We start from the raw sequence: 21187 nt of genomic DNA on the forward strand, positions 1-21187 counted from the left end.
CCCGACCGGGTCAGTGTAGGTGCCGCCGGTCAGGGGGCCACGGCGACCAGGTACGCCCCACCCGCGGTCCCGCTCAGGGCCGGGGGCCGGGTCGCGGGTCGGCAGACGGTGGCCGATGGTGCCCCTCTCAGCAACCCGGTCAACGGGCGCGCGGCGGCCTCACTCCCCGCGCTGCTCCACCCACTGCCAGAAATCCACCATCATCCGTTCGTAGCGGATACCGAACTCCAGCGCCTCGCGCTGCCCGCGGGTCAGCAACTCGCCCACGTCCTCGGCCAGTTCCTCGTAGTCCGCGAGCGTGCGGTGGTGCGCGGTGAGCTGCACCGGCGCGAGCACCTCCGGCCGCGCCCCGAACCACAGCTTCAGAATGCCGCGCTCCCGCGCCTCGACGGGCACGAAGGCCGGGTCGGCGAGCCAGTCCGCCAGCGCCTCGTGGCCCGCGTCGGTCAGCCGCATCAGGCGCCGGTTCCGCCCGCCCGATTGCCGCACCTCCGACAGCAGTCCCGCCGCCACCAGCCGGTCGCACTGCGCGTACACCTGCGCATGCGGCATCGACCAGAACGGCGCCACCGTGCGCGCGGCCTCGACCTTCACGTCGTACGGACTGGCCTCGCCCAGCGTGTCGACGATGCCGAGCACGAGGAACGAGGGCGTGGTCAACCGGGCGACATCCATGCCGCGACCGTACCGGGTCGGAACGGGAGGGCGAGGCTGGTCACCGCGGCCGTCCAGCCGCCGGAAGCTGGCACACTCGTCCCTCATGAAGACGGGAACCAGCACCCTGGACGACGTGGACCACGGGCTGGTGCATGCGCTGCAGATCGACGGGCGGGCGCCGTTCCGGCTCATCGGGGAGGCGCTCGGGGTGTCCGAGAGCACCGTCGCCCGCCGCTACCGCCGACTGCGCTCCGCCGGGACCCTCCGCGTGGCCGGCACGCTCAACGGCGCCCGGCTCGGCCACCACGCCTGGACGATCCGGCTGCAGTGCACACCGGACGCGGCGGGGCCCATCGCCGCGGCGCTCGCCGCCCGCACCGACACCTCGTACGTCCACCTGCTCTCCGGCGGTACCGAGATCTCGTGCAGCGCCCAGACGCCCACCACCGACGAGAGCGAGGCCCTCCTCCTGCACAAGCTGCCCAGGACCGCCCGGGTCACCTCCGTTTCCGCCCATCTCCTGCTGGACCACTACGCGTTGCCCAACGACTGGGCCGGCCCCGCGCGCCTCACCCGCGAGCAGACGGCGCTGCTGGCCCCGCCCGGACCGCTCGAGGACGGCGCCGAAGACGCGGCCGGGGAGGCCGGGGGCCTGGTCGGGCCGGCCGACCGGCCGCTGTTCGACGTGCTGGCGCGGGACGGACGGGCCGGCTACCCCGAACTCGCGGCCGCCACGGGCCGGTCCGAGTCGACCGTGCGCCGGCGGGTGGCCGCGCTGCGCCGGGCCGGCGTGCTCACCTTCCTCGTCGACGTGCCGCCCGCCGCCCTCGGCTTCCGCGCCGAGGCGCGCCTGTGGATGTCCGTACGGCCGTCCCGGCTCACCGCGGTGGCCTCGGCGATGGCCGAGCACCCCGAGGTGTCCCTGGTGGCGCTGACCACCGGGCCGACGAATCTGCTCGCGGCCGTGAACTGCCGGGACTCCGTGGACCTCGCGCGGTATCTGACCGAGCGGATCGCCGCACTGGACGCGATCCGCTCGATCGAGACGGCGCCGGTCATCCGCACGGTGAAGCGGGCCGGCACCCTGCTTCCCCGTCCCGCCCGCTGACCTGCGCAGCGGGCGGGTGTGGGTGGGTGGTGCTTCCCGGAGGCCCGGTGGCCGTCAGGAGACCTGCGGCCTTCAGGGCACCTGCGGACTTCAGGAGACCTGGAGGGACGTGTCGTCGAGGACGAAGCTGGTCTGGAGGCCGGCGTCCTCGGTGGCGGTGAAGGTGAGCGTGATCCGCTGCCCGACGTAGGGGCTGAGGTCCACGGTGTGCTGGGCGTAGCCGGGGGCCGCGTCGGTGTTGGACGAGCTCGTCAGGACCTTGTCACCGACCTTGACCCGGAAGGTGTCATAGGCGGTGTTGCCGGACTCCGCGGTGTCGATGTGCAGCCAGTACGTCAGCGTCGCCCTGCTGCATCCTGCGGGCACGGTCAGCGACTGGCTGAGGGTGTCGGTCGCGGTGTAGCCGTAGCCGCCGAGCCAGGCGAACCGGCTGCCGCCGTGGGCGGACTGCCCCGTGTGGGCGCCGATCGTGCCGGTGTCACCGGTCCAGGGTGAAGTGCCGTTCTCGAAGCCGCCGTTGGCGAGCAGCTGCCCGGCGGTGCATCCTCCGGCGCCCTTGACCGTCAGGGAGAAGGAGGTGGTGTGGGTGACCGCCCCGGCGCCGGAGCCGGTGCCGGTGACCGTCAGGGGATAGGTGCCGGGGGCGGTGGATGCCGCGGCGGCCACGGTCATCGTGGAGCTCGCACCGCTGGTCACCGAGCCGGGGCTGAACGAGACGGTCACGCCCGCCGGAGCGCCGGACGCCGAGAGCGCCACCGTCTGGGCGGCGCCGCTGGTGGTCTGGGTGGCGATCGTCGCGGTGAGGGACTCACCCGGGGCGACGCTGCCGGAGGCGGGGGTGGCGGTCAGCGAGAAGTCGTTCGCGGGGGTGGAGCGGGCGACGGCGAGCTTCCACAGCGTGGACGCGATGCCGTCGACACTGCGGTCGAGTCCGGTGGCGTTGATGTTGGCGGTGGTGTCACACGCCTGGTGGTAGCAGGAGTCATAGGCGCGGTTGGCGGTGCCGCCCCACTTCGCCGCCTGCGCGGAGGTCTTCCGGGCGCCGGCGCCCATCGCGTACCCGGAGGTCGGGATGCCGGCCTGCTCGAAGGAGTAGTCGTCGGACCGGCCGGCGCCTTCGGTGTTCTCCTCGGGCTGGAGACCGAGCGAGTCCCAGTACGTCTTCATCGGCTGGGCGGCGGCGGAGGTGAGGTGGTTGATGAAGTAGCCGCCGTTGGGCGAGGCGATCATGTCGAAGTTGTAGTACGCCTTGATCCGGGACCGCTCGGCGGAGGAGAGCGAACCGACGTAGAAGTCCGAGCCGTTGAGGCCCTGCTCCTCGTCCGTCCACCAGGCGAACCGGGCCCGGGCCGCCATCGCCGGGTGGTGCTCCGCGAGGGTGAGGGCGGTCTCCAGGAGGGCCGCCGAACCGGAGCCGTTGTCATTGATGCCGGGCCCGGCCCCGACGCTGTCGAGGTGCGAGCCGAACATGTACACCGACGAGGTGTCCCCCTGCGGCCACTCGGCGATCAGGTTGGGCCCGGCCCCACTGGCGCAGCCGGAGGTGCAGGGCTGCTCGGTGACGGTGTAACCGGCCGCCTGCAGACGGCCCTTGACGTAGGCGACGGAGTCCCGGTAGCCCTGACCGCTGGATTTACGGGTGCCGCCGTTGCGGTTCGCGATGGCGTTGAGCTCGCTCAGGTGCGCCTGGACCTTGGCGACGTCGATATCGGGGGCGTCATCGGCGACGAGAGCGCCAAGGGCGGGGGAGGTGAGGGTGGCGGTGGTGGCGCGTGCTGTCGGGGTGGGTGCGGCGGATGCGACGGGTGCGACGGGTGCGGCGGAGACGGGGGCTGCGGTGAGCAGCGCGGCTGCGAGGGTGACGGCGAGGGAGGCGCCGGTCACCGCGAATCTTCGTAACACCAGGGCTCCTTGAGGGGGTGGGTGAGGGGTTGGCCGGAGGCATGGGGGATGCGCCGGGCCCGTTCGGGCGGCGGGTTGCCCAGTGGGGGATGGGCATGTCCATGCCCTGCATGGCGGCCGTACCATCACACCGTCGACGCCCTGACGTCAACGGATGTCCCGCGGTGGAGCAGTGTTTGTCGGAAAACAGCAGGCGATGCCCGATATCCGGGCACTTTTCGGGGAGCGGCGGGGGGATCGGAGCGGCGGAGCTCCGGAGCGCCGGAATCCGGAACGTAGAAAGGCCGGAACGCAGAAAGGCCGGAACCCCGGAATCCGGAACCAGGAATCCGGAACCCCGAAACGCCGGAGGGGCGGTCGCTGCCGCCCCTCCGGGAATGTTCGTTTTGTGCCGCGTCAGCCGACGGGTCCCGAGCCGCCCGGCCGGATTCGGCCGCGCCAGGCACCGGTCTCCCTCTCACGCTGCTCGATGTACTTCTTGAAGCGCTGCAGATCACCCTTGGTGCGACGGTCGATCAGCCCGACCATGTCCGCGGTCTTCTCCGCAGTGCCGGTCGGCTCGACCTCCATCACGAGCTGCACCCGCGTGTGGCTGTCGTCCAGGCGCTGGAAGCTGACCACACCCCTCTGCTGAGTGTCGCCGCCGGTGGTCCGCCAGGCGATCCGCTCGTCCGGGAGCTGGTCGATGATCTCGGTGTCGAATTCCCGCCGGATGCCACCGATCTTGGTGGTCCAGTGGTTATGGCGGTCGTCGAGTTGCCTGATCTCCTCGACGCCCTCCATGAATTGCGGGAACTCCTCGAACTGCGTCCACTGGTTGTAGACGGTGCGGACCGGGACCTCGACGTCTACCGTCTCCTTCACCGTGCTCATGTCCACTCCTCCTCAGTGGTGGCATATTCCCATTCGGCGACCCGGCGTGCGTGGTCCGCAGCGGGCCGGCGCTCCACCGGGTACCCGCCTCCACCGCCCTTACCCATGGCAGTGAAGGATTTCAAGGGATTGGAGGGTTCCCGGTGGGTCCGAGCTTCCGTAGGAGCCGGGAGGAGGAAATTGGCGTCCGGCGTCAGCGATCGGTGAGCATGCCGGTGCGTAGCCGGGAAAGAATGCGGGACAGCAGCCGCGACACGTGCATCTGGGAGACGCCGAGTTCCGCGCCGATCTCCGACTGGGTCAATTCCTGTCCGAACCGGAGCTCGATCAGTCGGCGTTCGCGGTCGTCGAGCGTCTGCAGCAGCGGTGCCAGGGTGTGGAGGTCCTCGACCGTCTCCAGGCCCGGGTCCTCCTCCCCGAGGACATCGGCCAGCGGACGGCGCTGGTCGGCGGGGTCGGGGTCGGTGGGGGTGTCGAGCGAGCCCGCGGTGTAGCCGTTGGCGGCCACCAGACCCTCGATGATCTCCTCCTCCGACAGGCCCAGATGACCGGCGAGTTCACGGACGGTGGGCTCCCGGTCGAGCTCGTTGTGCAATTGTTCCTTCGCCTTGGCCAGTTCGCTGCGCAGCTCCTGGAGACGGCGGGGGACGTGCACGGCCCAACCGGTGTCGCGGAAGAAACGCTTGATCTCCCCGAGGATGTAGGGGACGGCGAAGGTGGAGAATTCGACTCCACGGGCGAGGTCGAAACGGTCGATCGCCTTGATCAGCCCGATGGTGCCGACCTGGATGATGTCTTCCATGTCGTCACCACGGCTGCGGTAACGGCGGGCCACATAGCGCACCATCGACATGTTCATCTCGATGAGCGTGTTGCGCACGTATTGGTACTCGTGCGTGCCCTCTTCGTATTCCTGGAGTCGCGCGAAGAACAGCTTGGAGAATTCGCGCGCGTCACTGGGAGCCACCGCACTCGGGCACGGCACCTCCGGCAGATCCGCGGTCAGTTCGGTGTGCTGCTCGGTTGCGGTGTCATTCACGACGGTGGTCATCACGCCCTCCTGCGCACCCGACAGGCTCGGGCGCCGCAGCGGCCGCCTACCCGGAGGAACAAGAGTCATGCATCCTTTCCGATCTGGCGCCACGTCACGCGCCAACAACAGGAAGCCCCGGCCCGGCCAAGACACCGAAACGGCGCGGGGCCCGGTCGGGGGAAGTCGAGGGTGCGGGGCCCGGGCCGGACGGGAGGCCGTCGGTGCGGCGCCCGGGTTGGGAGAGAAGCCCGTCGGTGCGGGCCGGGGCCGGGGGGCGTCGGCGCGGGCCCCGGGTCGGGCGGGGGAGCCGTCGGTGTGGGGCCCGGGTCGGGCGGGGGAGCCGTCGGTGTGGGGCCCGGATCGGGCGAGGAAGCCGTCGGTGCGGGGCACGGGTGGCTTCGGGCGGGGGGCGGTTGGATTACTCGGATGTCTCCGGCCCTGCGCGGGAATGCCGTCCCCCGCCCCCGCGTTGTGGCCTGCAAGGGGCGCGTCCGACCCCTACGGGATCTGTTCGCCCACCCCCTACGGGTTTCCTCCCGGCTCTACGGGTTTCCCCCCAGCCCTACGGACCTACGCTCTCCGAGCCGCCCCACCACTTCACGGCGTGCACACCACAGCTCCAGGCTGCCGAGGTTCAACTGCCCGGGTGTTCAAGCTGCCTGGGTGAGCTCGGCGCGGCCGAAGAGGAGTGCGTATCCGGAGGGGAGCTGGGCGAGTACGCGGGTGAGGAGCTCGGGGCCGGCGAGCTGGGCGACGGTGTTGAGGACCGCGCCGGTGTCCCAGCGGGTGGTGGCCGGGGTGCCGCCGGTGCGGGCGGCGAGGTCCTTCACGAAGCCCCAGCCGGTCAGGCGTTCGCCGTCGGTGCAGGGAATCTCGGCGGTGAATGCCAGGGCCGCCTCGACGGGCAACCGGGCCGCGAGCTCGACGCGTTCCTCACCGGTGAGCTGTCGACCGAGTGCCGCCAGCACGGCGCGTACGACTTCCTCCGCTCGCTCGCGGGTGGGGTACGCCCCTTCGTACCGGACGCGTTCCAGCATCTGGTCGAACGTCATGCCCGGTGCGGGCCGACCCGTTTCAGGCTGGGTGTACATCGGTTACGCGGTCGCCTTTCTCGTCAACTCGTCAACGGGAATTCTTGGTCGGTCACATGACCGGCCGCGGAGGCCGGCCACGGGCGCAGTGGCAGGGCCGAGCGAGCGGATCGCGCCGTGCGCGACCGTGCAGCGCCGTGCGCGCCGGGGACTTCGGCCAGTTGCTCAGTCGGTGGGCTGTCGCTGTCCCGTGCCCTCATCGATGGTGATCTTGCGGGGCTCGGTGCGCTCGGTGACCGGGATGCGCAGGGTCAGCACACCGGCGTCGTAAGCGGCCGTGATGTGCTCGGTGTCGAGGGCGTCGCCCAGGACGATCTGCCGGGAGGAGACGCCCAGCGGGCGTTCGCTCAGGTGCATCCGCACGTCGTCCGCCTCGGCGGTCGGCCGGCGTTCGGCTTTGACGGTCAGCACATTCCGCCGGACGTCGATGTCGATCGCGTCGGGGGAGACGCCGGGCAGATCGAGCGCGATCACGAACTCCCCGCCCGCGCGGTAGGCGTCCATCGGTATCGGGGAGGGCCTCGACCAGGTGCCGGAAACGCCCAGCAGCGCCTGGGAGAACCGGTCGAGCGGGTGGCACGGGTCGGTGCGCATCAACATCGTGAAACACCTCCAGTGGCTTCGGGCGGCAGTGCCTGCCAATGCGCGTCACCTGCCCTCAGTTGTAGCATGTCGTCGAATCGTTGACAAGTGGCATGTCGTCCAAAGGGTGACAGTCGCGCGGGGACCCCGATCCCCGAATTACCTGTCGCCCACCGCCTCCGTTGTCACCCGCAGTTCCCTGCGGGCGCCCCGCCGCCCTCCGCCGCCCCCTGCCACCCTCCACCGCCCCCCACCGCCCTCCGCCGTCACTCACGAGGGTGAGAAGCGAATCCGCCGGCCTCCCGGCAACTGCCGTCCCGTGCAAGGGGGCAGGCTGAGGAGCGGAGTGGGGGGCGGAGTCTTCGGGTGACGACACGCCGGGTCGGCCACCGGCGCGCGGAAGGTCGGTGCGCGCCGGCCGTGAGCCTCGATGGGGGCGCCTGAGAGGGGTCAACTCACGGTTTGTGGACGGGAGTTCGGATTGGCTCGCACTGGCGTACGTGCGACCTCCACTCAAGGAGGTGGCGCGGGGTAGCGAAACCTCGAAGTAGGTCCGAACCCCACCCCGGCAACAACTAGCGTGCGTGCTCCGCGAACTGCCAACGGCCGATCCGGAGGGCGCCGTGCCTACTGCATTCCCCCAGGGGACCCAGACGTCCCAGGAGGCTCCAAGATCCCCAGGGACCCAGGGCTCCTCAGGGCCCGCCCCCGTCCCCGTGGCCGCTCCGGCACCCGTCGCCGCCCGTCGCCGCCAGCGCGAGGGCGGACGGCACGGCCGGGCCTCCTTCCCGGAGTCGGCCGCCGACTCGGCAATACGGTCCCGCCTGGTCCGGCTCGCCGCCGTACCCTGCCTCCTCGTCGCCGTCATCTGCACCGCCGTCGCCGCCTTCGTCGTCCAGGCCGGCGGAGCGCGGCTCACCGGACGCGAATGGGTCGTCCTCTCCGGCGGCCTCGTCGTGGTCTGCGTCATCGTGCTCACCGCGGGCGCCGCCGCCAACTCCGAGGCCCGCGCGGCCGTTGCGCGCTACGCCCGGCTGCGCCAGGTCTGCGCCCGCAGCCAGTCCGACCTCTACGACCTGCTGGACCGGGTCCGCCAGGGCGAATGGCTCCCGCGCCGGGAACCCGAGAACGGCCCCGAGCCCACCGGCGACACCCTCGACCTGCTCGCCCACGAGGTCGCCGCCGCCGGCCGGGCCGCCGAGTCCGCCGTCATCGACGCGGTCGCCATCGCCCGCAGCAACGCCAGCGGCAGCGAGCAGAAGGTCGAGGTCTTCGTCAACCTCGCCCGCCGGCTGCAGTCCCTCGTACACCGCGAGATCGAGCTGCTCGACGAACTGGAGAACCAGGTCGAGGACCCCGACCTGCTCAAGGGCCTCTTCCACGTCGACCACCTCGCCACCCGCATCCGCCGGCACGCCGAGAACCTCGCCGTCCTCGGCGGCGCGATCTCCCGCCGTCAGTGGAGCCGCCCGGTCTCCATGACCGAGGTGCTCCGCTCCTCGATCGCCGAGGTCGAGCAGTACCCCCGCATCAAGCTCGTGCCGCCCATCGAGGGCACCCTGCGCGGTCACGCCGTCGCCGACGTCATCCACCTGCTCGCCGAACTCGTCGAGAACGCCACCATCTACTCCGCTCCGCAGACCCCCGTCCTGCTGCGCGCCCAACTCGTCACCGCCGGCCTCGCGGTCGAGGTCGAGGACCGCGGCCTGGGCATGTCGGCGGACGAGCAGAGCCGGATGAACGCCCTCCTCGCCGACCCCGACCACATCGACGTGGCCGAGCTGCTGAGCGACGGCCGGATCGGGCTGTTCGTCGTCTCCTCGCTGGCCCGGCGGCACGGCATCGTCGTCCGGCTGCAGAGCAACATCTACGGCGGCGTACAGGCCGTGCTGATCGTCCCGCAGGCACTGCTCGGCGCGGAATCCGCCGAGGAAGCGGACGGTGCCGCCGGCCCGCGCGCCGCCGTCTCACCGGACAGTGACCCCGGCCGCGACCACGGGGGCTACGACCTCCACGACAGCTACCGCCCCGACGAGGACGCGGCGGACGGCGGCCGGGCCCTCGGATACGACCGCCACACCCCCCACGCCCTCCATGCCCCCCACGTCCCCGACGCTCCCCATGGCCCCCACGCCCCCCACGCTCCCCATGGCCCCCGCGCCCCCCACGCCCGCCCGACCCCCGTCGATGCCGGCACCCGGACCGTGACCATCCCCGCCCCCACGCCCGACCCGGACTCGCCCGCCGCCCGCCGCCGGCTGGTGCGTGCCGCGGACGGCCCCGCCCCCGACCTTTCCCGCCACGAGGCGAGCGCCGCCGAACGGCACACCGCCACTCCCGCCGCCGAGGACGGCCCCGCCGAACGGCCCGCCGCCCCCGGCCCGGTGGTCCTCCCGCCCGCACCCGCCCCCGTCGACAACAGCGCCCGCCCCCGGCTGCCCCGCCGGCGCAAGCAGACCCATCTCGTCCCCGAGCTGCGCGGCGACCCGATCCTGCCGTCCGCCGCCCGCCGCGACGGCCCCGAGCTCGAGCACGATCCCGGTCTGATGGCCGCCTTCCGGCGCGGTTTCAGCCTCGCCGACGACAGCTACGCCGACACCGACGGCACCACCCCGGGCCTGCGCGACGGCACCGGCAACCCGGGCGGCAACGACCTGCACCACGACCGTGACCACGACGCCCCGATGGCGCGCCCCCGAGGAGACGACCACAACCATGGTGAGTGATGTGCGTACGCAGGCGCATTTGCAGCGGCAGACAGGCCAGCAGACCGATCTGTCCTGGCTGCTGACCGGGCTGGTACAGCGCGTACCGCACGCCCGCAGCGCGCTCCTGCTGTCCTCGGACGGCCTGGTCAAGGCCGCCCACGGCTTCGAACCGGACAGCGCCGACCACATGGCCGCCCTGGCCTCCGGCCTCTACTCCCTCGCCCGCAGCGCCGGGGTCCGCTTCGGCGACGGCGACAACGTCCTGCAGGTCGTCGTCGAGCTCGAATCCAGCTTCCTGTTCGTCTCCACCGCCGGAGCGGGCGCCTGCCTGGCGGTGCTGGCCGGGCGCGAGGCCGATGTGGCGGTGCTCGGCTACGAGATGTCGATGCTGGTCAAGAGCGTCCGCCCGTACCTGGCCACCCCCGCGCGCCATCAGGCGTCCGCGGGCGGTCGTTGACCATGACCGTGCGTCGCCGGCAGCGGCAGGGCGGGGACCCGTGGTACGACGACGCGGCGGGCCGGCTGGTCCGCCCGTACGCCGTCAGCAACGGCCGGACCCGTCCCACGGCGCACTTCGACCTGCTGACCATGGTGATCGCCACCGGCCGGAAGCCCGTCGCGTGCCAGGGCCCCGACTACGCCCAGGTGCTCGGGCTGTGCGGCGGGCCGGTGTCGGTCGCCGAGATCGCCGCCCACATACGGTTGCCCGCCGTGGTCACCAAAGTGCTCCTCGCCGACCTCGTCGACTGCGGGGCGCTCACCGCGCGGGCCCCCGCGGCCGTTTCCGCCGGGCCCGCGTCCCGTACCGACCGAGCCCTGCTGGAGGCGGTGCTGAATGGACTTCGCAAACGACTGTGACCCCCGTGCCCAGGGGGACCACGCGACCGACCTCTTCCCGACCGCGCTCAAGATCCTGGTCGCGGGAGGCTTCGGGGTCGGCAAGACCACCTTCGTCGGAGCGGTGAGCGAGATCGAGCCGCTCAGCACGGAAGAGCTGCTCACCCAGATCAGCGTCGGCACCGACGACCTGGCGGGCGTCGAGGACAAGAACACCACCACCGTGGCCATGGACTTCGGGCGGATCACGCTCGGTCCCGAACACGTGCTGTACCTCTTCGGGACGCCGGGCCAGCAGCGGTTCTGGTTCATGTGGGACGAGTTGTCCAACGGTGCGCTCGGCGCGGTCATCCTCGCCGACACCCGGCGCCTGGACCAGTGCTTCGCCGCCGTCGACTTCTTCGAGCGCCGGGGCGTCCGGTTCATCGTCGCGGTCAACGAGTTCGACGGCTCCTTCCACTACGAGCCGGACGAGGTCCGCACCGCCATGGACCTTTCCCCACAGACCCCCGTCGTGCTCTGCGACGCCCGACAGTGCAGCTCGGCCACCCATGTCCTGGTTTCGCTCGTCGAGCATCTGCTCACCCCCGTCCTCGCCGCGACCCCGGAGCTGCCATGAACCACCCCGCCTCCCGCGCCCCGTACGTCTCCTACGACCCGACCCGCCATCTGCTGCTGACCCCGCAGGACGACGAGGCCCCGGCGCGCGTGGCCCGGCTGCGTGCCCTCGGGATCGGGAACTCCCCGCTGCCCGCGTTCGACGATTTCGCGCGCAAACTCGCCCGCACCACGCGGGCGCCGTATTCGATGGTCAACTTCATCGACGAGCACCGGCAGTACTTCGCCGGTCTTTACACCCCGGCCCAGGACCAGGCCGTGGAACTGGGCCCGGCGCCCGCCAGCGCCCAGCCGGGCCGGGTGATGGACCGTGACCACGGCTACTGCCCGCACGTCATCGTCCGCCGCAAGGCCCTGGTCCTGGAGGACGTCTGCGATTACCCGCGGTTCGCCGGCAACCCCGTCGTCGACGAGATCGGCATCCGCTCCTACCTCGGCGCGCCGCTGATCGACCGTACGGGTATGGCGCTGGGCACCGTGTGTGTGGTGGATCTGGAACCGCGTCCCTGGGGGCGGGAGGGATTGGAAACCATCAAGTCGATGGCCGCCGAACTCGTCGAGCAGATCCACCGGATGGAACAGCGGCAGCAGGAGAGCCCCTGACCGCTCCCTGATCCTTGCCCTGACCTTTCCCCGATCCGTGCCCCGACCTTTCCCCGATTTTCCCGTGCCGCGGCCCCGGCGTCCTGCCGGTGGCCGCGGTGCCGTGTCCGGCGCCCGCGCCGAGCACCCGCGCCGGGCACCCGCGCCGAGCGGCCGGGCGTCGACGGCCCGGCGTCGGCGACCCGGCTTCGGCGTCCCGTGCTCAGCGCGGCCGGGCGAACCAGGAGCGCTGACGGGACGAGCCGGTGCGCTGACCCGGCACCGTGGGCGGCCCGCCCTCGCCGGTCCGGGCCGCGTCGGCGGTCCCGGCGGCCCCGGCGGGTTCTTCTTCGTCCGGCCACTCCGAAGGCGCCAGCCGCAGCTGCTCGGCGAGCCGGCTGGACCACTCGCCCTTCGCCCGGCCCAGGGCGAATTCGCCCAGGCGCAGCAACTGGATGTCGGAGGTGCCGGCCGGCGCGAAGATGTGGTGGGCGTCCCGCAGGAAGCGCTCGATCGGCCGGTCGGTGAACAGCCCGCACCCGGCGTGGATGTCCATCGCGTCCCGCGCCGACTCCAGCGCCGACTCCACGTTCACCAGCTTGGCGTTCATCAGCTCCGCATCGCACGGCAGCCCCTGGTCCAGCAGGTGCACGGCGTGGTACGCGGCGAGCCGGGCCAGCAGCAGCCGCGACTGGATGCGGCCGAGCTTGAGCTTGATGTTGCCGAGTTCGGCCAGCGGTTTGCCGTACCGCTGCCGTTCCGCGCAGAACTTCGTGGTCTCGTCCAGCACCGCCTGGTGGATGCCCAGGGAGACGGCGGTGAGGTTGGGGCGCCCGTACAGCACGCTGGAGGAGTACGCCACGGACAGCCCGTCGCCCTCCCGGCCCAGCAGGTTCGCCGCGGGGACCCGGCAGTTGTCGAAGAACAGCTCGCCGAAGCTGAAGCCGTGCAACCCCATCGCCTGCTGCTGCGGACCGAGGCGGAACCCGGGGCTGCCGGACTCGACGAGGAACGCGGACAGGCCCTTGGAGCCCTCGCCGGTACGGACCACGACGCCGTGCAGATCCCCGACGTGGCTGTTGCCGACGTAGATCTTGCGGCCGTTGAGGACGTAGTCGTCGCCGTCCCGGACCGCCGTGGACGTCATGCCCAGCACATGACCGCCCGAGTGCGGTTCGGTCACGGCGATGGTCGGCAGGCAGTCGCCCGACGCGATGGCCGGCAGCCAGGTCTTCTTCTGCTCCTCGTTGCCGAAGTGCACGATCTTGGCGACGCCGAGCTGGGACGCCTGCGCCATGGCGCCCATCGCCGCACTGACCCGCGACAGCTCCTCGATGATGAGGGTCTTGGCGACGTGCCCGGCGCCCATGCCGCCGTACGCCCGGTGTATGGTCACGCCGATCCACCCCTGCTGGGCGATCCGGCGCGAAAGGTCGTGGCAGACGGTACGGCTCGCCTCCATCTCCGCAATCCGGGGCCGGACCTCCCTCTCGGCGAAGTCCCGTACCCGGAGCCGGAGTGCTTCGTGTCGCTGGTCCGTGAAGTGGCGATGCAAGACAAGCCCTCCTCCGAGATCTTCCCCGCGCTGGTCGCACCCCGCCTCGGGACGGCACCGGCGGCACCGTCTGCACGGGTCGTTCCGGAACGTGATCCGTCGCTTACCGCGTGCAATACCCGTTGGCATACCTACTCCGGCCCACCCAAAACATCAACTGACCGGAATGACCGGAGGAGTTGGAGTGCGGAGCGCCGGCGCACCACCCCCGGACGGCGAAGGGGGTGGCGCGGCCTTCCGGGCTCCCGGAAGGCCGCGCCACCCCGGCCCACCCCCCACCGTGCGGCGGCCGGTGACGGTCAGTGCGCCGGTGCGCAGCAGGACTCCCGGCGCTGCTGCCGGCCCACCTCCAGCCAGTCCGTCCCGGCCGACCGGAGCGCCGGTCCGGCCGGTGCGGGGAAGGATTCGGTCAACTCCCGCTGGGTGACGACCCGTCCGCCGCGCAGCACCGCCGAGGTCCGCACCAGGGTGTCGAAGTCCTCGAACGGATTGCCGTCCACCACCGTCATGTCACCGAGCTTGCCGACCTCCAGCGTGCCGAGGTCCCGTTCCGCGCCGAACACCCGGGCGGGCAGCGCGGTCGCGGTGCGCAGCGTCCGGGCCACCCCGAGGCCACCGCGGTGCAGCGCACGCAGCGCCAGATGCAGTCCGAGCCCCACCGGCACCAGCGGCTGGTCGGTGCCCAGCGCGACCAGCCCGCCGCCGTCCAGCACCCGCCGGTAGACGCCGGTCTCGGTCGCGATGTCGGACAGCTGGGCCGGCGTCGGCCGGTGACCGGCGTTCTCCCGGACCACCGCGGTGTCCCAGGGCGGCATCAACCGGGTGACCCGTACGTCGTCCGCCAGCGCCGGGTCCTCGCCGAGCAGCGCCGACGAGGAGAACGGGGTCGCGATCAGATGGAAGCCGTTGCCCGTGTAGACCCCCTCGACGTCCTGGTAGGCGTGCCCGGAGCCGGACACCGCGTGCCCGAACTCCAGCCTTTGGGTGGCCTGCAGATGCGTCGTCAGGTCCTGTCCGAGGTGGATGCCCGGGGTGAGCAGATGGCTGCCGGCCCGCACCCCGAGCCGCCGGTGCGCGAACCGCGCCGCCTCCGCCATCACCCAACCCGGCGCACGCACATAGGTCTTGACGAAATCCCAGTCCAGGGCCGCGCCGCGGTCCAGCGAGCGCCGCAGCCCCTCCGGGGTGCGGTGCGCCCGCCCCATGCTGTACGCCACCCGGCCGCCGTCCAGCAGCTCCCCGCAGGTCAGCAGTCGCGGGCCGGCCAGCACCCCGGCCGCCGACGCCTCGCGCAGCCGGGCCTGTTCGTAGGAGAAGCCGCCGCAGGAGACCGCGGTGGTGATCCCGTACGCCAGCTGCAGCGCGGTCTGCCGGCCGCCGTACGTGATCTGCCAGGGATGGGTGTGCGCGTCCCACAGGCCCGGCAGCACCGTCCGCTCCGAGGCGTCCACCCGCCGCGCGGCACCGGACCGGGCGGTGCGGTGCGGGCGGACCGCCGTGATCCGCCCGTCCCGCACCACCACGTCGACGTCCTCCCGCACCGTCCCGCCGGTACCGTCCCAGAACGTCCCCGCGTGCACGACGGTGTCCCGGGCGCGCGCCGGCCTGGGCGAGAGGGACAGCGCAACGGTCCGCGCCGGGCCGCCGGACACCGGGATCAGCCGCAGCCGCCCCGCCGAGAGGTAGAGGAGCGTGCCGGAGTCCCCGGACCACGACGGATGGTCGGCGCACTCGTCGGTCAGCTGCCGCGGCGCACCGTCCGGCGTGCCGTCGGGCCGCACCGGCAGCACCCAGAGCGCGGACTCGGCGATCACCGCCATCCAGCGCCCGTCGGGCGACCACACCGGCCCCGAGTCGTAGCGGTCGGCGATCGAGACGTGCTCGGCGACCGCGAACACCCGGCCCCGGCCGGTCTCGGCGTCCAGGACCCGGATGACGTTGTAGCCCTCGCGGAAGCGGCGGTTGAGGCGGTTGCGGTCGCAGTACGCCAGATGGCGGCCGTCCGGCGACCAGCTGGGACGGCCCGGCAGCCCGCCGGCGCCCATCGGCGCGGCCAGCACGGTCTCCTTGCCGTCGGCCAGCGTCCGTACCACGAGATTTCCCGACATGTCGAGTGCGGCCAGCCGCCCGCCGTCCGGGGACAGCGCCGGCTGCACCCGGCCGCCGGTGGCCAGCACGGTCTCCTCGCCGGTGGCGACCTCCCGCCGGCGCACCGCGAACAGCCCGTCCCGGTCGTCCGCGTAGAGCAGCGCCCGGCCGTCGCGCGACCAGCTCGGCGCGGACACGTACCGGGTGGTCCCGGCACGGACGATCCGGCGCGGTGCGCCACCGCCCGAAGTGGGCGCCAGCCACAGGGAGTTGAGGGCGGCGAAGGCCACCGTGCGGCCGTCGGGGGAGAGCGCGGGGAGGTGCACCCCGCGCAGCGGTCCGGCGGTGGTCCGCTCGAAACCGTAGTCCTTGACGCGGTAGCGGGGGCGGGAAAGCGGCAGCCGCGCGGTGAAGGGCACGGTCTCGGCGTCCTGCGGAGCGTCCGGCCGGACGATCCGGAACTGCCCGCCGACCGTCAGCAGCAGCTCCTCCCGGGAGATCCAGCGCGGCGGCACCGGCTCCACGTCCCCGTCCACCGCGACCACCCGGCCGTCGACCACCAGCGCACAGGTCGGCCCCGGGTAGTCCGTGGTCCGCAGATACGCCAGCCGGCCCGAGGGCGAGAGCGCCGGCACCAGCACCTGGGCGGCCGCCGTCTCGGTGTGCTCGGTGCGCACCGCGCCGCTGCCGTCGGCCGCCACCGAGGCCACCGTGCGCGAGACCAGCGCGGTGCCGGACACCGCGCCCCGGACGAAGAAGAGTCGCGCGCCGTCCGGCGACCAGCAGGGGTCGAAGTCCTCCCAGGCGCCGTCCTGGTGCGGTCCGTCCTGGCCGGGCAGCCCGGTCACCCGGGTCAGCCGGCCGGTCCGCACCTCCAGCACCCATAACCGGTACGGACTGCCGGTCACCGGGTCGCCGCCGCGCTCCGAGGCGAAGGCGATCCGGGTCCCGTCCGGCGACCAGGCGGGGCCGCGGTCGTCCCAGGGCCCGTCGGTGAGCTGCCGGAGGTCCGAGCCGTCGGGGGCCAGCGTCCACAGGTGGAAGTTGCCGCCCCGGTAGGCGCAGACCGCGATCCGGCTTCCGTCGGGGGAGTGCACCGGACGGGTCGGCTCCAGGTCGGGCGGGGTCAGCGCCACCGCCTCGCCGCCGGCCCGGGGCAGCGACCACAGGACGTTCTGCACCTCGGCGACCAGCCGGTCGCCGGCGGGGGCGAGCGAGGCCGCGCCGTTGGTGGCGGCCGTGAAGGAGAGCGCACCGCCGGACGCGCCGGCGTCCTGGGCCGCGGCGGCCGGGGCGCCGGCGGCGACCTGGGCCAGGCCCGCCGTGGCCGCGGCCGAAGCCGTGCCCTGCAGAAACCTGCGGCGGGAGAGCGGTGCGGCCCGAAGGGGCGAGGGGGCGGGTGCGTCGGAAGCGTTCTCGAAACCGTCCGTGGTGTCCAACGATCCTCCTGTGAACGGGAGTTGCGGCACAGGCGCCGGGAAAGAACCGGCTGATCGTGTCACGGCCCGCACCCGCCCGGCCAACCCCGCCACGCGCGCCCCGTGGCGCTCCGCCGCCCGGGACGCAAGAGTGGACGCCGACGACTCGTCAGCCACCGCCCCGGCAGTCAGGAGACGACGCCATGCAGCAGGACTTCCACCAGGCCCCGGACGGCGCCCGCATCGCCACCTACACCTGGCTGCCGGAGTCCGGCCGGCCCCGGGCCCTGGTCCAGATCGCGCACGGCGCCGCGGAACACGGCCGCCGCTACGACCGCTTCGCCCGTTTCCTGGCCGGCCACGGCTACGGCGTCCTCGCCTCCGACCACCGCGGCCACGGCGCCACCGCCCCGTCCACCGGCGGCCGCGGAGTGGTCGGCGAGGACTCCTGGCGCGCGATCGTCGCCGACCTCAAGGCCCTCGGCGATCACGCGGCCACCGCCCACCCCGGCATCCCGCTGGTCCTGCTCGGCCACAGCCTGGGCTCCATGCTGGCCCGCGACTACGCCCAGGAGTACGGCGCCGACCTCGCCGGCCTCATCCTCAGCGGCACCTTCCGCACCCTCCCCGGCCTGGACATCGAAGCCGCCACCGCCGAACTCGACGAGGAGATCGCCCGGCACGGCCGGACCGCGCTCTCGTCCTTCATCCCCCGCACCTTCCGCTCGTTCAACGACGCCTTCCCGCACCGCACCGGCTACGAATGGCTCTCCCGCGACCCGGCCGAGGTGGACGCCTACGTCGCCGACGAGGACTGCGGATTCCCGTTCTGCGCCGGCCTCGCGCGCGACTGGGTGCGCGCCATCCGCAAGATCAACGACCCGGCGAACCTGGCCCGGATCCCCCGCGGGCTGCCCGTCCACCTCGCCGTCGGCGACCAGGACCCCTGCCACGCGGGCCTGACCCTGGTGCACGAACTCCTGGAGGACTTCCGCTACCTCGGTACCCGCGAGCTGACCTGGAAGTCCTACCCGGACGCCCGGCACGAGATCCTCAACGAGACCAACCGCGACGAGGTCCACGACGACCTGCTGGCCTGGCTCGACAAGCACGTCTGAGTGCGAGGATCAGGAGCCCGACGGCAGGAACCCGGCGATCCGCTCCCGCAGCCCCCGCGCGTCCAGGCCGTGCGCCGCCAGGTGCTCGTCGAGCTGTCCGTACCGGCGCAGCTCCCGGCGGCCGACGCCGAGCCCCAGCACCCGGTGCGGCCGGTCGGCCAGCGCGTCGTTGGCGGACCGGGTCGACGTCCCCGCCAGATACGGCTCCACGATCACCACGTCCGCGGCGTCCGCGGCCCCGGTCGCGGCCCGCAGCCCCGCGCCGTCGAAGGGCCGCACGGTCGTCGCGTAGAGCACGCCGACGTCCAGGCCCTCGGTCGCGGCGAGCACGTTGTCCAGCATCGGGCCGACCGCCACGACCACACCCCGGCGGCCCTCCCGCAGCCGCTGGAAACGGGCCCCGTCCACCACCCGCGGTGCCTGGTTGACCTGCACCGACAGCCGTACGTACACCTTGTCGTCGCCGGCCGCCGCGGCCTGCCGCAGCAGCGTCTCGGCCTCGTCCGGGTGCCCCGGGACGTGCACGGTCCAGCCGTCGAGCGTGTCCAGCAGCGCGATGTCACCCGGCGACATGTGGGTGTAGCCCCCGCTCGGCCAGTCGTACGAGCCGCCGGCACTCACCAGCACCCCGCCCACGCCCTGGTGGCCGAAGTCCAGCTTCACCTGCTCGAAGGGGCGCTCCACGAGGAAACTGGCGAAGGTGTGCATGATCGGCCGCAGCCCGGTGAGCGCCAGCCCGCTGCCCACGCCGATCAGCAGCTGCTCCCGGATGCCGACGTTCACCACCCGGTCCGGGTGCCGCCCGGCCGCCGCGGCGAAACCGTCCACACCGATGTCGGCGAGGACGACCGCCAGCCGGGGGTCGTCGTCCAGCAGTTGCGAGGTGACCGAGGCGAAGCGCTCACGCATGGTGTCCATCACGGAAGACCTTTCTCGAAGCTTTGGGGGTGGTGAGGTGCGGGCCGGGCGGTCAGGCATTCTTGGGCTCGACGCGGGCGACCACGGCATGCGGACGGCCCGGGTGCGGTGCGGTGAACGCCTCGTACAGGGCCCGGTGGTCCCGGCCGTCCACGGTGGCCACGGACCAGCCCGCGGTCTCGAACCGGGCGGCGATCCCGCCGCGCCAGCCGTGCGTGGCCGAGGAGTTGTCGATGACCAGGGTGTGCAGCCGGTCCAGCCCCGCGGCGCCCGCGTAGGCCAGGGCCTCGTGGTTGCTGCCCTCGTCCAGCTCGGCGTCCCCGATCAGCACCCATACGGCGGGGTCCGGGCGGCCCTGCGCCCGCAGCCCGAGCGCGGTGCCGACGGCCAGCGGCAGGCCGTGCCCCAGCGAGCCGCTGCCGATCTCGGCACCCGGCACCAGCAACCGGTCCGGGTGGTGGCCCAGCGGCGAGTCGTACGAGCCGAAGCCCGGCAGCCAGTCGACGGGGAAGAAGCCCTTGGCGGCCAGGACCGCGTAGTAGGCCATCGGGCCGTGACCCTTGGAGAGCAGGAAGCGGTCGCGCTCGGGGTCGGTGGCGCGCTCGGGGGAGACCCGCAGCACCCGGTCGTAGAGCACCCACAGGGCGTCCAGCGTCGAGGTCGCGGCCGGACCGTGCTTCTCATCCCCCGTCATCAGGCTCATCAGCCCGGGGAGTTCGGCGAATTCGGTCCGTGTCGTCTTCGGCTCCGCGGTGGCGGTGTGCGTCGTCTGCGTCATGCCACCGAGCGTGCAACCTCAAGCCCACTTGAGGTCAAGTGTGATCAGATCTGCCCCGGCTTGAACACGTCCTGCTCGATGAGGAGCTTGTCGATCCGGGCCTTGTCCACCCGGTTCGTCACCTCGGCCACCTCCTGCCGGTCGCGCACGCACTTGGCCAGCGTGAACGCCGAGGACACCACGAAGATCAGCCCCAGCGCGAGGAACCCGCGCTCCCAGGGCCCCACCGGCAGCTTGAGGATCCCGATCACCAGCGCCGCCAGCGACAGCCCGAAAGAGATCGCGGCCTGCACGAAGAAGGCCGTCGTGGTCGGCCGCTGAATCGAGGGAGTAGTCATGCGCGTAGCGTGGCGGCGCGGTGACGCCGGCGCATGAGTACGGGTACTCATCCGGTCCGGCCGCCGCCGCGACGTTCCGCCGCAATGTGGCAGCACCGACCCTCTGACATGCGGTATTGTTCTCGTGCACGGCCAGCCGGGACCTCCCGGCCGGAACGGGCACCGGGACGTGGCGCAGCTTGGTAGCGCACTTGACTGGGGGTCAAGGGGTCGCAGGTTCAAATCCTGTCGTCCCGACCAGCGATTTCTCGTAGGTCGGAAGCCGTCTTCTCGAAAGGGAAGGCGGCTTTTGCGTTGCCCGGAAGGCGGTCGCGAAGGGGGTCGTTCTGTCGTCACTCAACTCCCGGTTAAGCCCGAGCGCCCTCACTGTCCGTAAGGGGACTGGTGCGGCGCGTTCTTCACATGACAGGATGAGTACTGCGAGCCCGGCGGCTTAACCAACCGTTGGGACGTTCGTCGGGGCTGTCGATGGGGGGACGGTAGGCATGGCCATGGGGGGCGAAGGCCGGTCCAAGGGGGCGGGCGCCACGCTCGCGGAGCGGCTCAACCACCTCTTCGCCAACATGCATCCGCCCGGTGCCCCGTACACCAACGCCTACGTGGCCGACGAGATCAGCGCGGGGGCGGAGGAGTACGGCGGGGTCCGGGTCACCGAGCAGTACCTGTCGATGCTGCGCAACGGAAAGCGGACGAATCCGAGTCCGGAGCTGCTGCGCGCGCTGGCCAAGTTCTTTGCGGTGCCGGTGGGTTACCTCCTCGGGGACCTCTCCCAGCCGCAGGTCGCGCGGGTGGAGGAGGAGGTCCGGTTCCTCGCCGCGATGCGGGACCAGCGGGTGCGGGCCATCGCACTGCGCTCCGTCGGGCTGCCGCCGGAGGTGCAGGACAGCCTGACCACGATCATCTCGCAGTTCCGGGAGCAGATGAACCTGCCGTCCGATCCGCCGGAGCAGGGCGGTGATCGGCGCGGTGAGTGACACGGTGGG

19 protein-coding genes and 1 tRNA gene are annotated in these 21187 nt (G+C 72.3%); 9 read left to right on the forward strand and 11 right to left on the reverse strand.

Annotated elements, in window-relative coordinates:
• Positions 1-159: 159 nt before the first annotated feature.
• A complete protein-coding gene (locus ACZ7MX_RS38455) occupies positions 160-675 on the reverse strand; it encodes a helix-turn-helix transcriptional regulator (RefSeq protein ID WP_472139202.1) in 516 nt (171 codons plus the stop codon).
• A gap of 85 nt (positions 676-760) precedes the next feature.
• Here ACZ7MX_RS38455 and ACZ7MX_RS38460 point away from each other — a divergent pair, with 85 nt between their 5' ends.
• Complete coding sequence (locus ACZ7MX_RS38460; protein ID WP_472139204.1) at positions 761-1765, forward strand: Lrp/AsnC family transcriptional regulator; 1005 nt, start codon at positions 761-763, stop codon at positions 1763-1765.
• A gap of 90 nt (positions 1766-1855) precedes the next feature.
• Here ACZ7MX_RS38460 and ACZ7MX_RS38465 read toward each other — a convergent pair whose 3' ends face one another.
• From ACZ7MX_RS38465 to ACZ7MX_RS38485, 5 genes are all read right to left on the reverse strand, one after another.
• On the reverse strand, positions 1856-3793 hold the full coding sequence (locus tag ACZ7MX_RS38465) for a M28 family peptidase (protein WP_472139279.1): 1938 nt from the start codon (positions 3791-3793) through the stop codon (positions 1856-1858).
• A gap of 270 nt (positions 3794-4063) precedes the next feature.
• The gene (locus tag ACZ7MX_RS38470; protein ID WP_472139206.1) at positions 4064-4540 is read right to left on the reverse strand and encodes an SRPBCC family protein; all 477 of its coding nucleotides are present in this window, start codon (positions 4538-4540) and stop codon (positions 4064-4066) included.
• 193 nt (positions 4541-4733) lie between these two features.
• On the reverse strand, positions 4734-5591 hold the full coding sequence (locus ACZ7MX_RS38475; RefSeq protein ID WP_472139208.1) for an RNA polymerase sigma factor SigF: 858 nt from the start codon (positions 5589-5591) through the stop codon (positions 4734-4736).
• Between the two features lie 632 nt (positions 5592-6223).
• Positions 6224-6625, reverse strand: a complete 402-nt coding sequence (locus ACZ7MX_RS38480) for a DUF2267 domain-containing protein (protein ID WP_472139210.1) — start codon at positions 6623-6625, stop codon at positions 6224-6226.
• Positions 6626-6829: 204 nt separating this feature from the next.
• Positions 6830-7264: an Hsp20/alpha crystallin family protein gene (locus ACZ7MX_RS38485; protein ID WP_472139212.1), complete on the reverse strand. Its 435-nt coding sequence runs from the start codon at positions 7262-7264 to the stop codon at positions 6830-6832.
• Between the two features lie 698 nt (positions 7265-7962).
• Here ACZ7MX_RS38485 and ACZ7MX_RS38490 point away from each other — a divergent pair.
• Genes ACZ7MX_RS38490 through ACZ7MX_RS38510 form a run of 5 tightly spaced genes read left to right on the forward strand, consistent with a single transcriptional unit; the run spans position 7963 to position 12012 of the window.
• Complete coding sequence (locus ACZ7MX_RS38490) at positions 7963-9972, forward strand: sensor histidine kinase (RefSeq protein WP_472139213.1); 2010 nt, start codon at positions 7963-7965, stop codon at positions 9970-9972.
• On the forward strand, positions 9962-10411 hold the full coding sequence (locus tag ACZ7MX_RS38495) for a roadblock/LC7 domain-containing protein (RefSeq protein ID WP_472139215.1): 450 nt from the start codon (positions 9962-9964) through the stop codon (positions 10409-10411). The genes ACZ7MX_RS38490 and ACZ7MX_RS38495 overlap by 11 nt, the downstream gene beginning before the upstream one ends.
• A 2-nt stretch (positions 10412-10413) precedes the next feature.
• Positions 10414-10812 (forward strand): DUF742 domain-containing protein, encoded by a 399-nt coding sequence (locus ACZ7MX_RS38500; RefSeq protein ID WP_472139217.1) that lies wholly within the window; start codon positions 10414-10416, stop codon positions 10810-10812.
• Positions 10790-11410, forward strand: a complete 621-nt coding sequence (locus ACZ7MX_RS38505) for a GTP-binding protein (RefSeq protein ID WP_472139219.1) — start codon at positions 10790-10792, stop codon at positions 11408-11410. Before ACZ7MX_RS38500 ends, ACZ7MX_RS38505 begins: the two co-directional genes overlap by 23 nt.
• Entirely contained in the window at positions 11407-12012 is a 606-nt protein-coding gene (locus ACZ7MX_RS38510; RefSeq protein ID WP_472139220.1) for a GAF domain-containing protein, read from the forward strand. Before ACZ7MX_RS38505 ends, ACZ7MX_RS38510 begins: the two co-directional genes overlap by 4 nt.
• Before the next feature lie 202 nt (positions 12013-12214).
• Here ACZ7MX_RS38510 and ACZ7MX_RS38515 read toward each other — a convergent pair whose 3' ends face one another.
• Both ACZ7MX_RS38515 and ACZ7MX_RS38520 read right to left on the reverse strand, forming a co-directional pair.
• Positions 12215-13546 carry an acyl-CoA dehydrogenase family protein gene (locus ACZ7MX_RS38515; RefSeq protein ID WP_472139222.1) on the reverse strand — a complete coding sequence of 444 codons (1332 nt, stop codon included), beginning with the start codon at positions 13544-13546 and terminating at the stop codon, positions 12215-12217.
• Positions 13547-13845: 299 nt separating this feature from the next.
• Positions 13846-17073: an amidohydrolase family protein gene (locus tag ACZ7MX_RS38520; RefSeq protein ID WP_472139224.1), complete on the reverse strand. Its 3228-nt coding sequence runs from the start codon at positions 17071-17073 to the stop codon at positions 13846-13848.
• 182 nt (positions 17074-17255) lie between these two features.
• Between ACZ7MX_RS38520 and ACZ7MX_RS38525 the strand changes: the two genes are divergently transcribed.
• Complete coding sequence (locus tag ACZ7MX_RS38525; protein WP_472139226.1) at positions 17256-18170, forward strand: alpha/beta fold hydrolase; 915 nt, start codon at positions 17256-17258, stop codon at positions 18168-18170.
• Between the two features lie 9 nt (positions 18171-18179).
• Here the strand turns inward: ACZ7MX_RS38525 and ACZ7MX_RS38530 are convergent, their stop codons facing one another.
• The 3 genes from ACZ7MX_RS38530 to ACZ7MX_RS38540 are packed head-to-tail and all read right to left on the reverse strand — an operon-like array spanning position 18180 to position 20204.
• Positions 18180-19088 carry a transketolase family protein gene (locus ACZ7MX_RS38530; RefSeq protein WP_472139228.1) on the reverse strand — a complete coding sequence of 303 codons (909 nt, stop codon included), beginning with the start codon at positions 19086-19088 and terminating at the stop codon, positions 18180-18182.
• A 52-nt stretch (positions 19089-19140) separates the two neighbouring features.
• Positions 19141-19866, reverse strand: a complete 726-nt coding sequence (locus tag ACZ7MX_RS38535; RefSeq protein ID WP_472139230.1) for a transketolase — start codon at positions 19864-19866, stop codon at positions 19141-19143.
• Positions 19867-19910: 44 nt separating this feature from the next.
• Complete coding sequence (locus ACZ7MX_RS38540) at positions 19911-20204, reverse strand: YiaA/YiaB family inner membrane protein (RefSeq protein ID WP_467699057.1); 294 nt, start codon at positions 20202-20204, stop codon at positions 19911-19913.
• A gap of 163 nt (positions 20205-20367) precedes the next feature.
• Here ACZ7MX_RS38540 and ACZ7MX_RS38545 point away from each other — a divergent pair.
• Both ACZ7MX_RS38545 and ACZ7MX_RS38550 read left to right on the forward strand, forming a co-directional pair.
• Positions 20368-20444: transfer RNA gene (locus tag ACZ7MX_RS38545), tRNA-Pro, on the forward strand.
• A gap of 245 nt (positions 20445-20689) precedes the next feature.
• Positions 20690-21178: a helix-turn-helix domain-containing protein gene (locus ACZ7MX_RS38550; RefSeq protein ID WP_472139232.1), complete on the forward strand. Its 489-nt coding sequence runs from the start codon at positions 20690-20692 to the stop codon at positions 21176-21178.
• Positions 21179-21187: the final 9 nt, after the last annotated feature.

It is taken from the genome of Streptomyces sp. NPDC107765 (assembly GCF_055657085.1).